Origin of the sequence: Mangrovimonas spongiae, assembly GCF_003944795.1 — a bacterium.
GTDB classification, from domain to species: domain Bacteria; phylum Bacteroidota; class Bacteroidia; order Flavobacteriales; family Flavobacteriaceae; genus Mangrovimonas; species Mangrovimonas spongiae.
Window position 1 is genome coordinate 257,357 of sequence record NZ_RWBG01000002.1, and the last position, 17,036, is coordinate 274,392.

A 17,036-nucleotide genomic window follows, 5' to 3' on the forward strand; every position below is an offset into this window, starting at 1 on the left:
TTTATGCATTTTATAGATGTTTTGATAATATCTGCGTATATTAGCTAAAGATATTAATTCATTTATCCCCAAATAAAATGATTAAAACTACCTACTTATACGTTGTGGCGTTGTATTTATTTGCCATATTTCCTTTAGAAACATCTGCTAGAAACACCTCTTTTTCAGAATACAATCAAATTCAAAGAGTTAGAATAAATTTTACTACACCACAAGGTTATGTAAGACAATTACTACTAGGTTTTACAACCGATAATGCTGCTAGTGATGGTGTAGATTATGGTTATGATGCCTTAAATATAGATAGTTTTCCTGATGATGTAAGTTGGATGATTAATAATGAACAATATGTTATTCAAGGTGTAGGCGCTTTTGATGTTAGTAAACAATATGCATTAGGCATGTTTTTCTCTAATTCTGGATTAGTAACTATTTCACTAGATTCTTTAGAAAACTTCAACCAAACAATTAATGTTTATATATTCGATGCTCAAGAACATACATTTACACATATTAATGATTATAATTACGAAAACATCTTAGAGGAAGGAGAATATATAAATAGATTCTTTGTCACCTTTACCAATGATTTATCACAAATTAATTTTAGCAATTTAGAAGAGCTAAATGCTTTATCCATAGAAGATAGTAACCAATCTTTAGAGCAAACTCAAATAAAGTATTTAGGAAACACTAAAGAGCTTTATGTAAAATCACCTAACCGCTTAAAAAACATAACGTTATTTAGCTTACAAGGTCAACAACTTTTAAAAATTACTCCAACTCAAAATATAACAAGATTTCCTTTAAAAAGGAAATTCCACAGTGGTCCTATAGTTGTTATAGCTACAGATTTAAAATCTCATTCAACAAATAAAACAATATACTCGTATTAAAAAACCATGTGATTTTCTGACAGCATTTTTTTACAAAAATGCATTTTATCGATATTTTTTGCTTTTTATAGATTATTTTGTGTAGTTTAGCGATCTGATTTAATTAATAAACCTAACTACTCATGAAAAAAGTTACTCTAGTAATTATACTTTTGGTATCTACTTTTAGTACGTTCTCTCAAAACCTTCAACTAGAAAAAGCCAATGAATATTTACAAAACAGACATGAATTAAACTTTACATTCCAAGTTAATTCACATCAAGAGATAGATACTTATACAAAACATTTATCTATACTTAATTTTGACCCAACAACTAATACAGTTTATGCCTGGGCAAATACAGAACAGTTTAGTGCATTTCTAGATAGAAATATTCCTTTTCAAGTTTTAGACTCTGAAAACGAGCCAGGACAAGGTATAATTATGTCTAATGAAATTTCTAATGCTAATCGAGGTGTATACCCACTAACCTTTCCACTTACTGCATATCCTACTTACGCTGATTATGCATCACAAATGCAAGAGTTTGCCAATAATCATTCAGACATTTGCGAACTAGTTGATATAGGTGGAACAACAGAAGGTGCCTCTGGTGGTAACAAACGCTTGTTATTTATAAAAATATCTGATAACATTACCACCCAAGAAGCCGAGCCTAAATTAATGTACACCTCTTCCATGCATGGCGATGAAATTACAGGGTACCCATTAATGCTTGACCTAATAGACTATTTAATAACAGCATACAAAGATGTGGCACATCCAGATCATACCAGAATTAGTAACTTAATTAATAACTCTGAAGTTTGGATAAACCCCATGGCAAATCCAGATGGCACGTATTATCAAAGTGCTTCAAATACATCTGTGGCTAACTCAAGACGCGCAAATGCTAACGGCATAGATTTAAATAGAAATTATCCAGATAATGTTGCTGGGCCACATGCTAATGGGCATACTTCTTACGAATTAGAGACTCAACATTTTATGACATTAGCCGATAACAATCATTTTGTGCTATCTGCCAATTTTCATGGCGGTACAGAGGTTGTTAATTATCCTTGGGACAATACATACACAGATCATGCAGATTCCGATTGGTACTTCTTAATAAGTAAAGAATATGCCGTTAATTGTCAAGACAATAGCCCAAGCGGATATATGGACGCTACATATAACAATTATCAATGGCCTGGCGTAACAGAAGGCGCCGATTGGTATCAAGTATATGGTGGCAGACAAGATTATATGAATTTTTATCACCAATGTAAAGAAACAACCATAGAGCTGTCAAATACTAAAGTAATACCTGCCAATCAATTAGAAAACCACTGGAATTATAATAAAGAAGCTTTAATCGAATACTTAATTCAAGGTACTTATGGATTTCAAGGTTATGTAAAAGATGCTAATACAAATAATCCTATAGAAGCGACTATTACACTAGTAGGACACGATGCCTTAAACTCACATACAGTAAGCTCATTACCTCATGGCGATTTTTACCGTCCAGTGTTTGCTGGCACATACGATATTTTAATCGAAGCCGAATGCTACCAACCTATAACCTTAAGTAATCAATCTATTGCAAATTATCAAAAAATTGAATTAGGCGATATCTTTCTATCACCTATAGCATCGATAGCTCCAACAGCTTTATCGGCCTCTGGAATTACGTCCAACTCAGCTGCAATAAACTGGGATAATATGAATACGTCTTACGATATAAGGTATAGAGAGCAAGGAACATCTACATGGATTGAAATAACCGATATTGGTTCTAACACAACAAACTTAGCTAGTTTATCGGCAAATACAACTTACGAAGTTCAAATACGAAGTGTATGTGGCAACAATACTTCAGCCTATAGCTCAACTATGAGTTTTACCACAACAAACTTCACTTATTGCAGTTCTAATGGTAACGATACAAGTGATGAATATATAGGAAATGTTACGGTTAATACATTTAGTAATAATTCTGGTGCAGGAACCACAGCAACAGGATACTCAGACTTTACAAGTTTATCTATTGATATAGACAAATTACAATCGCATACCATATCTGTTACAAAATTTTGGACAGGAAATTCGCAACGAGATGGTGTTGCAGCATGGATAGACTTTAATCAAGACGGAGACTTTGATGATGTAGGTGAAAACATTTTTAATAGTGCAAGATCTCGTGTTGAAATTGTTAACACAAGCTTTACAGTCCCTACCAACGCTGTTTTAGGAGCTACTAGGCTTCGTGTGTCACTTATGTGGAACAATACGCCAACTTCGTGCGAAGTATTTAGCAATGGAGAAGTAGAAGACTACACTGTAAATATTGTAGATAATACATTAAATATAGTTGATACAGATGTTTCGAATATATCGGTATTCCCTAACCCATTCTCTAATGAGTTACAGGTTAAACTAAACAACAACAATCATGTTTCTATTTCTATTTACGACTTAAGTGGTAGGCTAATTAAAAAAATGAATAATATTAAACCTCAGCAACAAACTTTAACTATACCAGACCTATCAAACTTATCTTCAGGATCTTACTTCTTAAAACTTAAAGATACTGATAGCAACCAAATACATATAAAACAAATCATAAAAAAGTAGCTATTTACAACAGTTTAAAAAAGGCGTAAACACTCCTTTTACGTCTTTTTTAAATAAATGATTTATAGAATTTTACTACAAACAAATACATTTTATCGGATTTTTTTGCGTTTCATGGATTTTTATCTATATTTGCTAAGCTATTAATCTTTAATTAATTAGTTCCAAACTAAAATTTAACCACTTATGAAAACAATCACGTTTTTAATTAAAAGAGTATGTTTTATTCTTGCAGTTTTGTGTGTTACTTTAACTTATTCACAACAAATTGGTGTTAGTCATGTAACAAATCAAGTAACTATTAGCGATAACTCAAGTAACTCCCCTTCAACTGCAAATAATACAGATTTTGGTAATGCTAACTCAATGACGTTTTATATTGGAAACATCCAAAATGGAAATCCTCCAATACTTACAATTAGCAGTATTGATTTATCAAACCCTGATTTTATAATTAGCTCAGGATTAAATGATAATACTATAGATAAAAATCAAACTGAACCTTTCACTATTACTTATATTGGTGGGTGTGGTACAGCGACATCAACAGTAACTATAACTCACGATGGTACAAACGATAGTGATGCACCAACAAATCAATGGGTATTTACTATTTCCGCAAACAGTTCTCCAGAAATAAACATTTTAGGTAATGCAACAACCATTACAAGTGGAGATACAACACCTAGTACTATAGACAACACTATTTTTCCAACAACAGATGCAGGGTTTAGTTCAACACCTTTTATATATACCATAGAAAATAACGGGAGTTGTAACCTAGACATATCTTCAATTACTTTATCAAACACAACAAATTTCACATTAACAGACTCAACTCCAGAGACATTAACTCCTGGAAGTTCAACAACATTTTCAATTATTTTTAATCCTACAGCTAACGGCACAACAACATCTGTGGTTACTGTTAATAACACCGACTCTAATGAAACCCCATATACTTTTACAGTACAAGGAGAAGGTATTGCACCCTTAACCGAAGGACCTGGTGGTGTTGTAAACAACTTACAGCTTTGGTTAAAAGGAAATGCAGGATTAAGCTATACTGATGGGCAGCCTGTATCACTTTGGGCAGACCAAGGTCGTGGAGCAGATGCTTCAGCCCCCGTTTCCTCTGTTAGACCCACCTACAGAGACAACCCTAGCAGAAATGTCAATTTCAATCCCGTTGTAGAATTTGATAATGTATATGAATCTTTCTCTAAAGATACGGATTTTTCTTATGATGATCCTGACACAGAATTTTTATATGGTTCTAGCGGCTTATACACGCAAGATATGTTTGTGGTATTAATACCAGATGACACAGAAGTAAACAGTTCATTTGGATTTATGGATACCTTTTGTGGAGATGCCGACGTGGGCACTAACGAAACTGATGCTACTGGTATTGGCATGGGGGACTTTACAGGTCGTGTTGATGGAGAAAGCATTTGTTTTGCTTTGGGCACTTATAATGAAAGTGAATCTGGAGATGGTTATGCCGTATATGATCAAAACACAAGCTATGATAATGTAGGGATTATTAATGCTAGAAACAATATAGCTGTAACACAGCAAGAACTATATTATAATGCTAATAATATTGAATATGGTCAAAATGATATTGCAGAGTTTCTTAATGTAGAAGACTCTCGTTACTGGATTGGACGTAGTGAAGGCTGGGAAGCTACTCTAAATGCAAGGGTTGTTGAAATAATCACCTATTCAAGTAGAAAAAACGACACCGATTTAACCCAAGAACGTAACAAAATTCAATCTTACTTAGCCGTAAAATATGGTATTACACTGGGTATTAATGGAACATCTCAAGATTATGTAGATAGTGATGGAACTCTAATTTGGGACGTTAACACAGGAACACCTACCGAAGATGTATTTAATTATGATATCGCTGGTATTGGTCGTGACGATGCTTCAAACCTATTGCAAAAACAATCTAGAAGTGTTAATAACGCCACTGATGGTGATGGTAAGACACAAGGTGTTTTAACCATGGGAATCTCTAGTATTCAAAATACTAATAATTTAAACACTAACACCCAGTTAACAGATAAGCAATTTTTAATGTGGGGTAACGATGGGGCAAATTTAAATGATCCTGCTGTGGTTGTTGATGTTGATATGAGTACCAATATCTCACCTTCTTTGAGTACTGATGTACAATTTAATGGTATTGCAAGAACCTGGAAAGTTGTAGAAAAAGGCGGCGACATACCTACTGTAGAAGTGCAAATGCTAACAAGTGCAATACGTACAGCAACACCTCCAGACGGACGCTATTTAATGTTCATTTCAGACACACCAAATTTCGACCCAACAGCCGATTATCGCGTTATGACAGAAACCACCAACGAATTAGGTGAAGCTGTTGTAACTACAAATTACGATTTCGATGGCACCAAGTACATTACTTTTGGTTGGGCGCCTGAAAGACGGTTTGTACGTTCTATTTATTTCGACCCTACAGAACAGAATTATATTGATATGGAAGATGCTCTTAACCTAAATTCTTCAGAGTTTACTGTTTCTGCTTGGATTAAAAGAGATACCAACTCAGAAGACACTTCTATATTATCAAAACGAGATGCTAGTTATACCAACGGTTACGACTTAAAAATAAACAATAACGGTTATGCTGAAATGTCTTGGGGTAACTCAGGAACACAAACCATAACTTCTAATGTTATTATACCAGAAAATCAATGGCACCATATAGCCGTAATTTATAGCAGTGGTAATGCAACCATGTATATTGATGGCGTAGAATCGGCATCGCAAAGCCTATCGGCACCATCTAACACAAACCACTCATTTTATATTGGTGCTGCAGCAAAAAATACTCCTGAAGCTTTCTTTCACGGAAATATAGACGAAGTAAGAGTTTGGGATGTGGCCTTATCTCTAGATGAACTTCATTTTATCATGAACCAAGAAATTTTAGAAAACAGCAGTTTTGTTGAAGGAGCATATTTCGAATCTAGGAGTATTACACCTACTAAAAATGATGTAAACACATTACCTTGGAATAGCTTAGCTGGCTATTATCCAATGTCTACATATACTTATACCAATACTAAAGATGAATCTGGAAATGGGCATCAAGGTGCTTTAAGACATTTAAGAACTGTTGACAGACAAACGGCTCCATTACCTTACCAATCAACAGCTAATGGCGATTGGGATACCGCAACAACATGGACAAACGGAACTGTGCAAACCATGCCAGGAGCCAATTCTATAGTTGATAATTCGATTACTGTTGATTGGAATATTGTTGAAACAAATCATAATGTAACGATGGACAATAGTAGTCTTGCCTCTGGAAACAATGGCAACAGAAATGTGTTAGCTCTAATGGTTGATAGCAACGAATTAACCGTTAATGGTGATAACACCAACGAAACTGGATTTGGTATAACCATATCGCATTACCTAAACTTAGATGGAAAAATAGATTTAGAAGGTGAGTCACAACTTATTCAGACATTAAATAGCGACTTGGTTGTAGGTGCAACTGGTAACTTAGAAAAAGATCAACAAGGTACTAGAGACTTATTTACATATAACTATTGGAGTTCTCCTGTTGGTGTAACAGCAACTGCAAATCCTAACAATTACAGTTATAGTTTAAATAGTAATATTTTAAAAGACGGTACAAACTCTGCCTCTCCTACAAATATTAATTTTGTTGGTGGTTATAATGGTAGTTCTTCAAGCCCGGTTAGTATTGCTAGTTATTGGCTATGGAAATTTGGCAACCTACCAAGCGGCGACTATTCATCATGGCAACATGTAAGACATACAGGAACCATTTTAGCTGGTGAAGGTTTTACCATGAAAGGAGTTACTAACACAAATAGTAACGTATCACTTGAACAAAATTATGTTTTTGATGGTAAACCAAATAATGGCGATGTTAACCTTACATTAAACTCAGGAAACGATTATTTAGTGGGTAACCCATACCCTTCTGCTATAGATGCCGAACAATTTATTTTAGATAACGGACCAACTTTAGATTACACAGGATCTGCCCCAGAAGGCGACCCCTTAATTAGTGGAACCCTTTATTTCTGGGAACACTGGGGTGGCGGTTCACATGTACTAGCCGAATACCAAGGTGGTTACGGAACTTACAACCTCGCTGGAGGTGTTCCTGCTGCTGCTTGGGGTACACCAGACCCAGACGTTGCCCAAGTAGGTACTGGTACTAAAACGCCAGGAAGATACATTCCTGTTGGACAAGGCTTCTTTGTTACAGGCGACTCAACTGGTGATATTAATTTTAATAACGGACAACGTGTGTTTCAAAAAGAAGGCACATCAGCTTCAGTTTTTATGAGAAATGATGGCTCTAATCAGCAGCAAGCTACAGCCGTTGATAACAGAATGAAATTACGTATAGGCTTCAACTCTGTAAACACCATTCATCGTCAATTACTTGTTACTGTTGACGTACGAGCATCTCAAGGCTTTGATTGGGGATTTGACGGACTTACTAACGAAGACCAAATGGATGATATGTATTGGATGTTAGATAATAACAAATACACTGTTCAAGGAATTGATACTATTAACGAAAGCACTATACTGCCTTTAGGCATTCACACCGATGATAATGGCTTAAACAACATTACTATCGATATTCTTGAAAATGTTCCAGATCATCTTGACATTTATGCTCATGATAAAGAATTAGGTATTTATCATAACTTAAGAGAAAGTCGTTATGAGTTTTATTTAGATGCTGGTGAATACTTAGACCGATTTGAAATCACATTTGCTAGTCAATCATTAAGTACAGACGATAACTTTTCTAATACAAACAACTTACAAGTGCATTATTCAAACAATAGTCAAAGTATTGTTATTCACAATCCAAAATTAGCTGGTGTAGAATCAGTTGAAATGACTACTATTCTTGGACAAAAACTATTTACATTCAACAATGTAGAAACAGCTACTTTAACCACAATTAAAACAAAACAATTAAGCACTGGAACGTATATTATTCAAGTAAACACAAAAGATAATGCTACGATAACTAAAAAAGTGCTTGTTAATAATTAAATATGTATTAACAAAAAGCTGTTCAACAAAAAAGGTCTCGTAAAAACGAGACCTTTTTTTTATGCTAACTTAGCAATAAGTTTATCTAAACTAAGTTGTTCCTGTTCTCCAGAAACCATATGTTTTAAAGTATATTTTGAGCTTTCCATTTCCTTTTCACCCACTAGAATAGTATAAGGAATTTGCCTTTTATCGGCGTGTTTCATTTGCTTGCCCATTTTGGCAGCATCGGGGTAAAGTTCCGTATTTATGTTATGACTACGTAAGGCTTTAACAGCTTTCATAGCATAAAGTGCTTCGTTATCGCCAAAATTTATAAATAGGGCTTTAATATTTTTATTGACCGTATTTGGGAATGCATCTAACTCTTCTAAAACTAAATAAATACGATCTAATCCAAAGCTAATACCAACACCACTCATATTTTTAAGACCAAAAATACCGGTAAGATCATCGTATCTTCCGCCACCACCAATAGAGCCCATTTTCACACCTTCTGGAGCAGAAACTTCAAAAATAGCGCCTGTATAATAATTTAAACCACGTGCTAAAGTAACGTCTAACTGTAATGTGGCTGTTTGTAATCCAAGCTCGGCTATGGCCATATTAATAAATTGAAGCTCCTCAATTCCTTTTTGTCCTTCTTCTGAAACACTTAAAATATCTTGTAACTGTTGTATTTGCGTTGCAAAATTGCCTTTAAGTTCAAAAAGTGGCTGAAGTTTATTAATGCCTTCTTCCGAAATACCTTTAGCAAGCATCTCTTCTTTTACTTTCTCCTCGCCTATTTTATCAAGTTTATCTAAAGCGACTGTAAAATCGATTAACTTATCGCTAGCTCCAATAACTTCGGCTATTCCAGATAATATTTTACGGTTATTGATTTTTATGGTAACACCTTCTAATTGTAAGGCTGAAAATACAGCGTCGTATAATTGAACAAACTCTACTTCTTGCCAAAGCGATGTACTTCCAACAACATCGGCATCGCATTGATAAAACTCTCTAAAACGTCCTTTTTGTGGTCTGTCGGCACGCCAAACGGGTTGCATTTGGTAACGCTTAAATGGGAATTCTATGTCGTTTTGGTGCTGAACAACATAACGGGCAAACGGTACTGTTAAATCGTAACGAAGCGCTTTTTCAGAAATTTTAGGGGTTAACTTTGTGGCATTTTTTTCAGTATAAAGTGAATCTTCTACTTTTCTTAAAAAATCACCAGAATTTAAAATTTTAAAAATGAGTCGGTCACCTTCGTCGCCATATTTCCCCATAAGGGTATCGGAATTTTCGAAGCTTGGCGTTTCTATAGGTTGAAACCCAAAGCGCTCAAACTGGGTTTGTATGGTATTAAAGATATAGTTACGTTTAGCAACTTGTTCTGGGTTAAAATCTCTGGTGCCTTTTGGTATACTTGGTTTTTGTGCCATATTAACAACCTACAAAAGCAGGCATCTTATATTAAAATTCTTAATTTTTTTATCCTCACCATAAAGTAACTGAGGTTATGGTGCGATGCGGTAAACAAAAGTAACAGATTAATTTGTAAAAAATTCCTGCTTTAATGGGAATATTAATTAATCAAGTTATCAAAAAACTTAAATAACTCGCCTTTTGTAATACTGCCTCCTTGTTTAATAAGTTTAAACTTATCGGCATTTCTATCGCTTGAATAGTTTTTTTTGGCTTGTTGAAACTCTACCTCATCATTCATTAAGTTTTCACGCAACCAATTATACCCGTCGTTTGTTGTAATATCAATACCGTTACTCAACTTAATGGCTATTGCATGCATATGTTCTTCTGCAAAATGAAATAAATGCATTTGCTGCGACGAGATATGTTCCACATAGTTTACTTGCTTTAAAACACCTTCCCAAACTAAATCGCTAAACACATCTAGTTCTTGTTCGGCTACTTCTGGCTTGTTTGTTTTAATGTCTGCCCACTCGTCTGCAGTAATCGACTGTGTAGCTAGAAAGTTAATAAACTCTTGGTTTAGCTCTTCAAACTGCTCTTTTGTTAGTCTTGCGTATTTCATGAAATGTTGTTTTCTTGAAAATATATTAATAAAAAAAGCCCCAACTAAGGTTGAGGCTTTTTATATAGAAATTGTTGTTTAGTTTTCTGGAATAACCTCAAACTCGATATCGAAGGTTACTTCACGATGTAAACGGATAGCAGCTGAGTAAAGCCCTAAACGTTTAATGTTTCCACCTACAATACTGATAAATTTCTTATCAACAGTGTGTCCTTCTTTTTCGAATGCGCTAACAAGGTCTAATTTAGTTACAGAACCAAATAACTTGTCACCTGCAGAAGCTCCTTCAGTAGCTTTAGCTGTAATTTTAAGGTTTAATGCCTTAATAGCTTCAGCTGTTTTCTCTGCTTCTTCGATAATTTTCTTTTCTTTAAAGGCTCTTTGCTTTAAGTTTTCGGCTAACACTTTCTTTGCAGAAGATGTTGCTAAAACCGCGTGCCCTTGAGGAATTAAAAAGTTTCTACCATAACCGCTCTTAACTGTTACAATATCGTCTTTAAATCCTAAATTCTCAACGTCTTGTTTTAATATAAGTTCCATTGTTATGATATTTTATTTTAATAAATCTGTCACGTATGGCATTAACGCTAAATGACGCGCTCTTTTAATAGCAACAGAAACTTTTCTTTGATATTTTAATGATGTTCCAGTTAAACGACGTGGTAAAATTTTACCTTGCTCGTTTACGAATTGTAATAAGAATTCTGGATCTTTATAATCGATATACTTAATACCGTATTTCTTGAAACGACAGTATTTCTTCTCTTTAGAAGTTTCTATGTTAAGCGGCGTAAGATATCTAATCTCACCGTCTTTTTTTCCTTTTGCTTGTTGTTCAATAGATGTTGACATAATTAAGCTTTTTGTTTGTTTCTTTTTCTTCTTTCTTCAGCCCAAGCTACAGCGTGCTTGTCTAGTTTTACAGTTAAATAACGCATAAAACGCTCGTCACGTCTAAACTCCACCTCTAATTGAGAGATTGCTTCTCCTGGCACAGTGTACTCAAATAAGTGATAAAAACCACTTTTTTTGTTTTGAATTGGGTAAGCTAATTTTTTTAGTCCCCAATCTTCTTTCGATATCATCTTTGCACCTTTAGAAACAAGAAAATCTTCGTATTTCTTTACTGTTTCCTTTATCTGTGTTTCAGATAAAACGGGATTCAAGATGAAAACAGTTTCATAATGATTCATGTTAAAATCTATTTTATTGTTAAAATGGGTGCAAAAATAATTATTTTATTTATATCTTACAACTTTATCCTATCTTATTATCCCAAAAGTTTTATCTGTTAAAGATATGTTAAAAGCAGTATTTTAACGATGTTTTTTGGTTTTTAACCGAAATATTCGTACTATTGTCGATACCTTAACCGAAATATTATAATGTTATGACTCTAAATTGTGTAGTAGTAGACGATTCAGCTATACAGCGTCTTTCAATTGTAAAATTAATTGAAAATCACCCGTCTCTTAATTTGATTGCTGAATATAATAGCGCTCTCGAAACCAAAAATGGTTTAAACAACCATAAAGTTGATTTGATTTTTTTGGATATTGAAATGCCTGTGCTTAACGGTTTTGAACTGTTAGACGTCCTTAATAATAAACCCCAAATTATTTTTGTAACAGGCAAAACAGAATATGCTTTTAAGGCATTTAATTACGATGCCACCGATTATTTACATAAACCTATTACCAAAGAGCGTTTTAATACTGCTGTAGATAAAGCCATAGAGCAACATAAGCTTAAAATGGACTTTAACGAAACCGAAGGTGAACACATTTTTGTAAAAAGTAATTTAAAAAAGAGAAAAGTTTACATTAAAGATATTAAATGGATTGAAGCTCTTGGCGATTACGTTAAACTGGTTACAGAGGAAACAAGTTTAGTAGTGCTATCTACCATGAAAGCTTTTGAAAAAGAATTACCCGAAGGTAAATTTTTAAGAATACATAAATCTTATATTGTAAACTTAGATAAAATAGATCGTTTTAATAGTAAGAATGTTGAAGTTGGCGCTTACGAAATCCCTTTAAGTCGTAATAAGAAAACACAACTTGTTGACGCTTTAAACAATATATAATTAATAATTATCGACATTTAATATTACTCTAACCGACCTAAACGTTTTAACACTCATGAAGCTATTGTTAACCTTAACAATGGCTTCTTTAGTTTTTGCTAAAGACTGTTTTGGTGGTATTTTTAATAACACATGCTTTATATATTGGTTTCTAATTCTAGCTACAGGAGGAAATTCTGGCCCCAGAACATTATCTTTAAATACCATCCGTAACGATTTTGCATACCAACTAGCACCTTCATTTACCCAATTATAATCACGATGTTTAAATGTAATTTTAATTAATCGATATACTGGTGGATATTTAAAATTATACCTGTCATCCATCTGTTCTTTAAACATATCGGCATAAGTGTTGGTCGATACTTGCTGCAAGATATTATGATACGGATTATAAGTTTGAATTAATACTTTACCACGTTCTTTAGTTCGCCCTGCCCTACCCGATACTTGCAACATTAATTGAAAACTGCGTTCATGCGCTCTAAAATCGGGAAAATTAAGCATATTATCAGCGTTCATAATCCCCACAAGTTTTACATTTCTAAAATCCAACCCTTTAGTTAACATTTGGGTCCCCACTAAAACATCGATTTCTTGCTGTTCGAAAGCCGTAATTATCTTTTCATAACCGTATTTTCCTCTTGTGGTATCTAGATCCATGCGTCCTACTTTTGTTTCAGGAAAAATTTCTGAAACCTCTTTAGCAACTTGTTCGGTACCAAACCCTTTAGTATCTAAATCTGGACTTCCGCAAGCATCACAGGTTTTAGGCATTACAGAATAATACCCACAATAGTGACATCGCAATTGCCCTTTAAACCTATGATATGTTAAACTTACATCGCAATTGGGGCATTGTGGCGAATGTCCACAAGTGGTACATTCTACAATAGGTGAAAACCCTCTGCGATTTTGAAATAAAATAATTTGAAACCCTTCTTCTAAGGCCGCCTGCATTTCTACTATCAAACGATCACTAAAATGACCTGTCATACGTTTTCGTTTGTGCTTGTCTTTAATATCAACAAGTTCAATTTCCGGCATTAAAACATCGTTATATCTTGTCTTGAGCTCTACTAAACCGTATTTGCCTTGTTGGGCATTAAAATAACTTTCCAAACTAGGTGTAGCAGATCCTAAGAGGATTTTTGCTTGAAACTGATTGGCTAAAACAACAGCTGCATCTCTAGCATGATAGCGTGGTGCGGGATCAAATTGTTTGTAGGATTGTTCATGTTCTTCATCTACAATAATTAATCCCAAACTTTGAAACGGTAATAAAATGGACGACCTAGCACCTAATATAATTTTAGCTTTTGAAGATTGCTCTAAAACGTGATTCCAAACCTCAACCCGCTCATTGGTGGAATACTTAGAGTGAAACACCGCTACTTCTTCACCAAAATAGTCTTGTAACCTATTTACTAACTGGGTTGTTAATGCTATTTCTGGTACTAAAAATAAAACTTGTTTGCCTTGACGTATTTGCTCCTCTATTAGTTTAACATAAATTTCTGTTTTCCCAGAAGACGTTACGCCATGTAACAACACAGTATGATGATGGTTGAAACCTGCTTTTATGGCTTGCAAAGCTGTTTCTTGGGCTGTATTTAGGGCTTTTGAAGTATTGCTCTTCTCTCCCGTAAACTGCACTCTATCAATTTGTAAATAATACGCTTCTAAAACACCTTTATCAATTAACGTTTTGATAATAGCTGATGAGGATTGACTTGTTTTTATCAATTCTTTAACCTTAATAGGCTTTTTAGATTTTGCTATTAACGAAAATAACGATAAAACTACCTCTCGCTGTTTTGGTGCTCGACTTAAACTATCAAGAACATCCTTTAAAGCATCATCAGATTGATACTCCTCAGGGAACTTTACGTACCTAACTAACTTTGGTTTGTACTTTTCGTATATCTCTTCCTGAACATTAATCACCTTTTTTTCTAATAAGCGTTTTATTACTGGAAGCACATTTTTTTTATCTAAAATGTTAGAAACCTCATGAATACTAAGCGAGGTTTGATGTTGAAGCGCTTCGTAAACTAAAAACTCATCATCTTTTAATTCGGAATCCTTTAAAACAACATCATTTTTACCACTAATTACCGTTTCACTTTCCAATAAAAAAGCATTTGGCAATGCTGCTCGCATAACTTCTCCTACTGCACACATGTAATAGGACGCTATCCAATGCCAAAACTCTAATTGTTGCTTAGTTACTATTGGCGTATCATCTAAAATTTGATGTATTTCTTTGGGCTCGTAAACTTCAGGTGGCGTATTATGAATTTGATACACCAAGGCTGTATAAATTTTGGTTTTACCAAATGGTACCGATACTCTTACACCTGGTGTTAAGAATTGTGCCTCGGCTGCTGAAACCAAATACGTAAACTTGTTAGGAACCGGAATGGGCAATATGACATCGATAAAATGCGTCATATTAAAACATACTTTTTTCGTTAATTTTACGCAAGCGGTTTAAAGAAGCGTTTAGCTCGTAACCTAAAAGAAGAATATTAGAGTTTAACCATAAATAAAACAGCAGAATAAGTAAAGCGCCAATAGATCCATAGAGTTCGTTGTACTTAGAAAAGTTCTCGATATAAACACCAAACAAATACGAGGTAATAATAATTAAAACAGTCGTTAATACAGCTCCTATCGAGAAAAACTTAGAGGCTTTTCCTTCCTTAGTTCCAAAATAATATAAAGTAGCCGTTGCTAAATACACCATGAGAACAAAAAAGCCATATTTTGCAATAATCATCCAGGTTTCTACATTTTTCACAACGCCATAATTTTCTAAATTCCCTATAACATATATTTGAAAATACCCTAAAACCAACACGGTAAGAATTAAAAGAAATGCTAGAATTAACGCTACACCTAAAGCATATAAATATTGTTTAACAACGTTTCTTGATAATTGTTCATGATACGAATTTTCAAACCCAGAAAATACTGCACTAATTCCATTTGCCATTAAAAACACCGATACTAGTAATACCGACGACAACAAACCGCCTCGCTGGGTGTTATCGATATTTTCAAAAATATTATGAAAGAAAAAATCGGACGTACTTGGTGGTAAAAACGAGTTTAAAAACCGAAGGAAATCAATTTTAAAATCATCTATAGGAATATACGGAATAACAATTAACACAAATAATAAAAACGGAAACAAGGCCGTAAAAAAACTAAACGCAATAGCACTAGCACGGGTTGTTAAAGCACCTTTAGCTATACCAATAATATAAAGTTCTAATAAATCGTATAAAGACAAGCCTTCGAAACCAGGTAGTTTAATTGTTTTTAAAAATTTAACCCCAAGGTTTATTACAGGTATTTTGTCAAGTTTATCCTCTATAGGTTTGGTCATACATTACACCGCTTTTAAGCTTAAATCCATATTGTAAACCGAGTGCGTTAATGCTCCCGAAGAAATATAGTCTACACCACACTCGGCATATTGCCTAGCTGTCTTTAAAGTAATGCCGCCCGAAGATTCTGTTTGACATTTATCACCAATAAGTTGTATTGCTTTTTTAGTATCCTCAAAATTAAAGTTATCTATTAAAATACGATGAATGCCATCGTTCTTTAAAATTTCTTTTATCTCGTCTAAATCACGTGCTTCAACTATAATTTTTAAATCCTTTTGATGCTCTTTTAAATAGTTTTGAGTTTTAGTAATGGCTTTGGTAATCCCTCCTGCAAAGTCAATATGATTATCTTTTAGCATAATCATATCGTAAAGAGCGAATCTATGGTTTTCTCCTCCCCCAATTTTAACGGCCCATTTTTCTAGAGCGCGAATACCCGGTGTGGTTTTTCTTGTGTCTAAAATATTGGTTTTTGTGCCTTCTAAAACATCTACAAATTTTCTGGTTTTAGTGGCTATAGCACTCATGCGTTGCATGGCATTAAGCACTAAACGTTCTGCTTTTAATATGGATTGCGAAGAACCTTGTACATAAAATACAATATCGCCGTATTTTACGTTGCGCCCATCTTTAATAAACGTTTTCATTTTTAAGCTTTTATCCACATATTTAAAAACTTGCCTAGCAAACTCTACCCCTGCAATTATACCTTCATCTTTAACTAATAGTTTAGCTTGTCCTTCGGCATCTTTTGGAATACATGCTAACGAGCTATGATCGCCATCGCCAACATCTTCCCTAACGGCATTGGATATGATTAGCTCTATTTCTTTATCAAATTGTTCTTCGGAAATCATAAATTTTGTTTTACGCTAAATTACGAATTGATTTTGTATTAAT

At 34.1% G+C, this 17,036-nt stretch carries 12 protein-coding genes; 4 read left to right on the top strand and 8 right to left on the bottom strand.

Annotated elements, in window-relative coordinates; genetic code table 11:
- The first annotated feature begins 77 nt into the window (after window positions 1-77).
- The 3 genes from EJA19_RS05510 (at window position 78) to EJA19_RS05520 (ending at window position 8,611) form a co-directional block, all read left to right on the top strand.
- Window positions 78-896, top strand: a complete 819-nt coding sequence (locus EJA19_RS05510) for a hypothetical protein (RefSeq protein ID WP_125467351.1) — start codon at window positions 78-80, stop codon at window positions 894-896.
- A 122-nt stretch (window positions 897-1,018) separates the two neighbouring features.
- Entirely contained in the window at window positions 1,019-3,517 is a 2,499-nt protein-coding gene (locus EJA19_RS05515) for a M14 family zinc carboxypeptidase (RefSeq protein WP_125467352.1), read from the top strand.
- Between the two features lie 186 nt (window positions 3,518-3,703).
- Window positions 3,704-8,611 carry a LamG-like jellyroll fold domain-containing protein gene (locus EJA19_RS05520; protein WP_125467353.1) on the top strand — a complete coding sequence of 1,636 codons (4,908 nt, stop codon included), beginning with the start codon at window positions 3,704-3,706 and terminating at the stop codon, window positions 8,609-8,611.
- A gap of 59 nt (window positions 8,612-8,670) precedes the next feature.
- Here the strand turns inward: EJA19_RS05520 and hisS are convergent, their stop codons facing one another.
- From hisS to rpsF, 5 genes are all read right to left on the bottom strand, one after another.
- Window positions 8,671-10,041 (bottom strand): histidine--tRNA ligase, encoded by a 1,371-nt coding sequence (hisS, locus tag EJA19_RS05525; protein WP_125467354.1) that lies wholly within the window; start codon window positions 10,039-10,041, stop codon window positions 8,671-8,673.
- Window positions 10,042-10,184: 143 nt separating this feature from the next.
- Window positions 10,185-10,652 (bottom strand): DUF6495 family protein, encoded by a 468-nt coding sequence (locus EJA19_RS05530; protein WP_125467355.1) that lies wholly within the window; start codon window positions 10,650-10,652, stop codon window positions 10,185-10,187.
- A gap of 78 nt (window positions 10,653-10,730) precedes the next feature.
- Window positions 10,731-11,192, bottom strand: a complete 462-nt coding sequence (rplI, locus tag EJA19_RS05535) for a 50S ribosomal protein L9 (RefSeq protein WP_125467356.1) — start codon at window positions 11,190-11,192, stop codon at window positions 10,731-10,733.
- Between the two features lie 12 nt (window positions 11,193-11,204).
- Entirely contained in the window at window positions 11,205-11,504 is a 300-nt protein-coding gene (gene rpsR / locus EJA19_RS05540) for a 30S ribosomal protein S18 (RefSeq protein ID WP_125467357.1), read from the bottom strand.
- A 2-nt stretch (window positions 11,505-11,506) separates the two neighbouring features.
- Window positions 11,507-11,845, bottom strand: coding sequence for a 30S ribosomal protein S6 (rpsF, locus tag EJA19_RS05545; protein WP_125467358.1), 339 nt, complete (start codon window positions 11,843-11,845; stop codon window positions 11,507-11,509).
- A gap of 197 nt (window positions 11,846-12,042) precedes the next feature.
- Here rpsF and EJA19_RS05550 point away from each other — a divergent pair, with 197 nt between their 5' ends.
- Window positions 12,043-12,738, top strand: a complete 696-nt coding sequence (locus EJA19_RS05550; RefSeq protein ID WP_125467359.1) for a LytR/AlgR family response regulator transcription factor — start codon at window positions 12,043-12,045, stop codon at window positions 12,736-12,738.
- On the opposite strand, the gene priA is transcribed toward EJA19_RS05550, so the two are convergent.
- The 3 genes from priA to nadC are packed head-to-tail and all read right to left on the bottom strand — an operon-like array spanning window position 12,739 to window position 16,993.
- Entirely contained in the window at window positions 12,739-15,192 is a 2,454-nt protein-coding gene (gene priA / locus EJA19_RS05555; RefSeq protein WP_125467360.1) for a replication restart helicase PriA, read from the bottom strand.
- 1 nt (window position 15,193) lies between these two features.
- Window positions 15,194-16,132: a YihY/virulence factor BrkB family protein gene (locus EJA19_RS05560; RefSeq protein WP_125467361.1), complete on the bottom strand. Its 939-nt coding sequence runs from the start codon at window positions 16,130-16,132 to the stop codon at window positions 15,194-15,196.
- Between the two features lie 3 nt (window positions 16,133-16,135).
- Entirely contained in the window at window positions 16,136-16,993 is an 858-nt protein-coding gene (nadC, locus tag EJA19_RS05565) for a carboxylating nicotinate-nucleotide diphosphorylase (RefSeq protein WP_125467362.1), read from the bottom strand.
- Between the last annotated feature and the right edge of the window lie 43 nt (window positions 16,994-17,036).

Coding starts and splice junctions, on each gene's coding strand:
- EJA19_RS05515 (WP_125467352.1), top strand. CDS start 1,019: ATGAAAAAAGTTACTCTAGTAATTATACTTTTGGTATCTACTTTTAGT.
- EJA19_RS05550 (WP_125467359.1), top strand. CDS start 12,043: ATGACTCTAAATTGTGTAGTAGTAGACGATTCAGCTATACAGCGTCTT.
- EJA19_RS05560 (WP_125467361.1), bottom strand. CDS start 16,132: ATGACCAAACCTATAGAGGATAAACTTGACAAAATACCTGTAATAAAC.
- EJA19_RS05510 (WP_125467351.1), top strand. CDS start 78: ATGATTAAAACTACCTACTTATACGTTGTGGCGTTGTATTTATTTGCC.
- rpsR (WP_125467357.1), bottom strand. CDS start 11,504: ATGTCAACATCTATTGAACAACAAGCAAAAGGAAAAAAAGACGGTGAG.
- rpsF (WP_125467358.1), bottom strand. CDS start 11,845: ATGAATCATTATGAAACTGTTTTCATCTTGAATCCCGTTTTATCTGAA.
- nadC (WP_125467362.1), bottom strand. CDS start 16,993: ATGATTTCCGAAGAACAATTTGATAAAGAAATAGAGCTAATCATATCC.
- EJA19_RS05530 (WP_125467355.1), bottom strand. CDS start 10,652: ATGAAATACGCAAGACTAACAAAAGAGCAGTTTGAAGAGCTAAACCAA.
- rplI (WP_125467356.1), bottom strand. CDS start 11,192: ATGGAACTTATATTAAAACAAGACGTTGAGAATTTAGGATTTAAAGAC.
- priA (WP_125467360.1), bottom strand. CDS start 15,192: ATGACGCATTTTATCGATGTCATATTGCCCATTCCGGTTCCTAACAAG.
- EJA19_RS05520 (WP_125467353.1), top strand. CDS start 3,704: ATGAAAACAATCACGTTTTTAATTAAAAGAGTATGTTTTATTCTTGCA.
- hisS (WP_125467354.1), bottom strand. CDS start 10,041: ATGGCACAAAAACCAAGTATACCAAAAGGCACCAGAGATTTTAACCCA.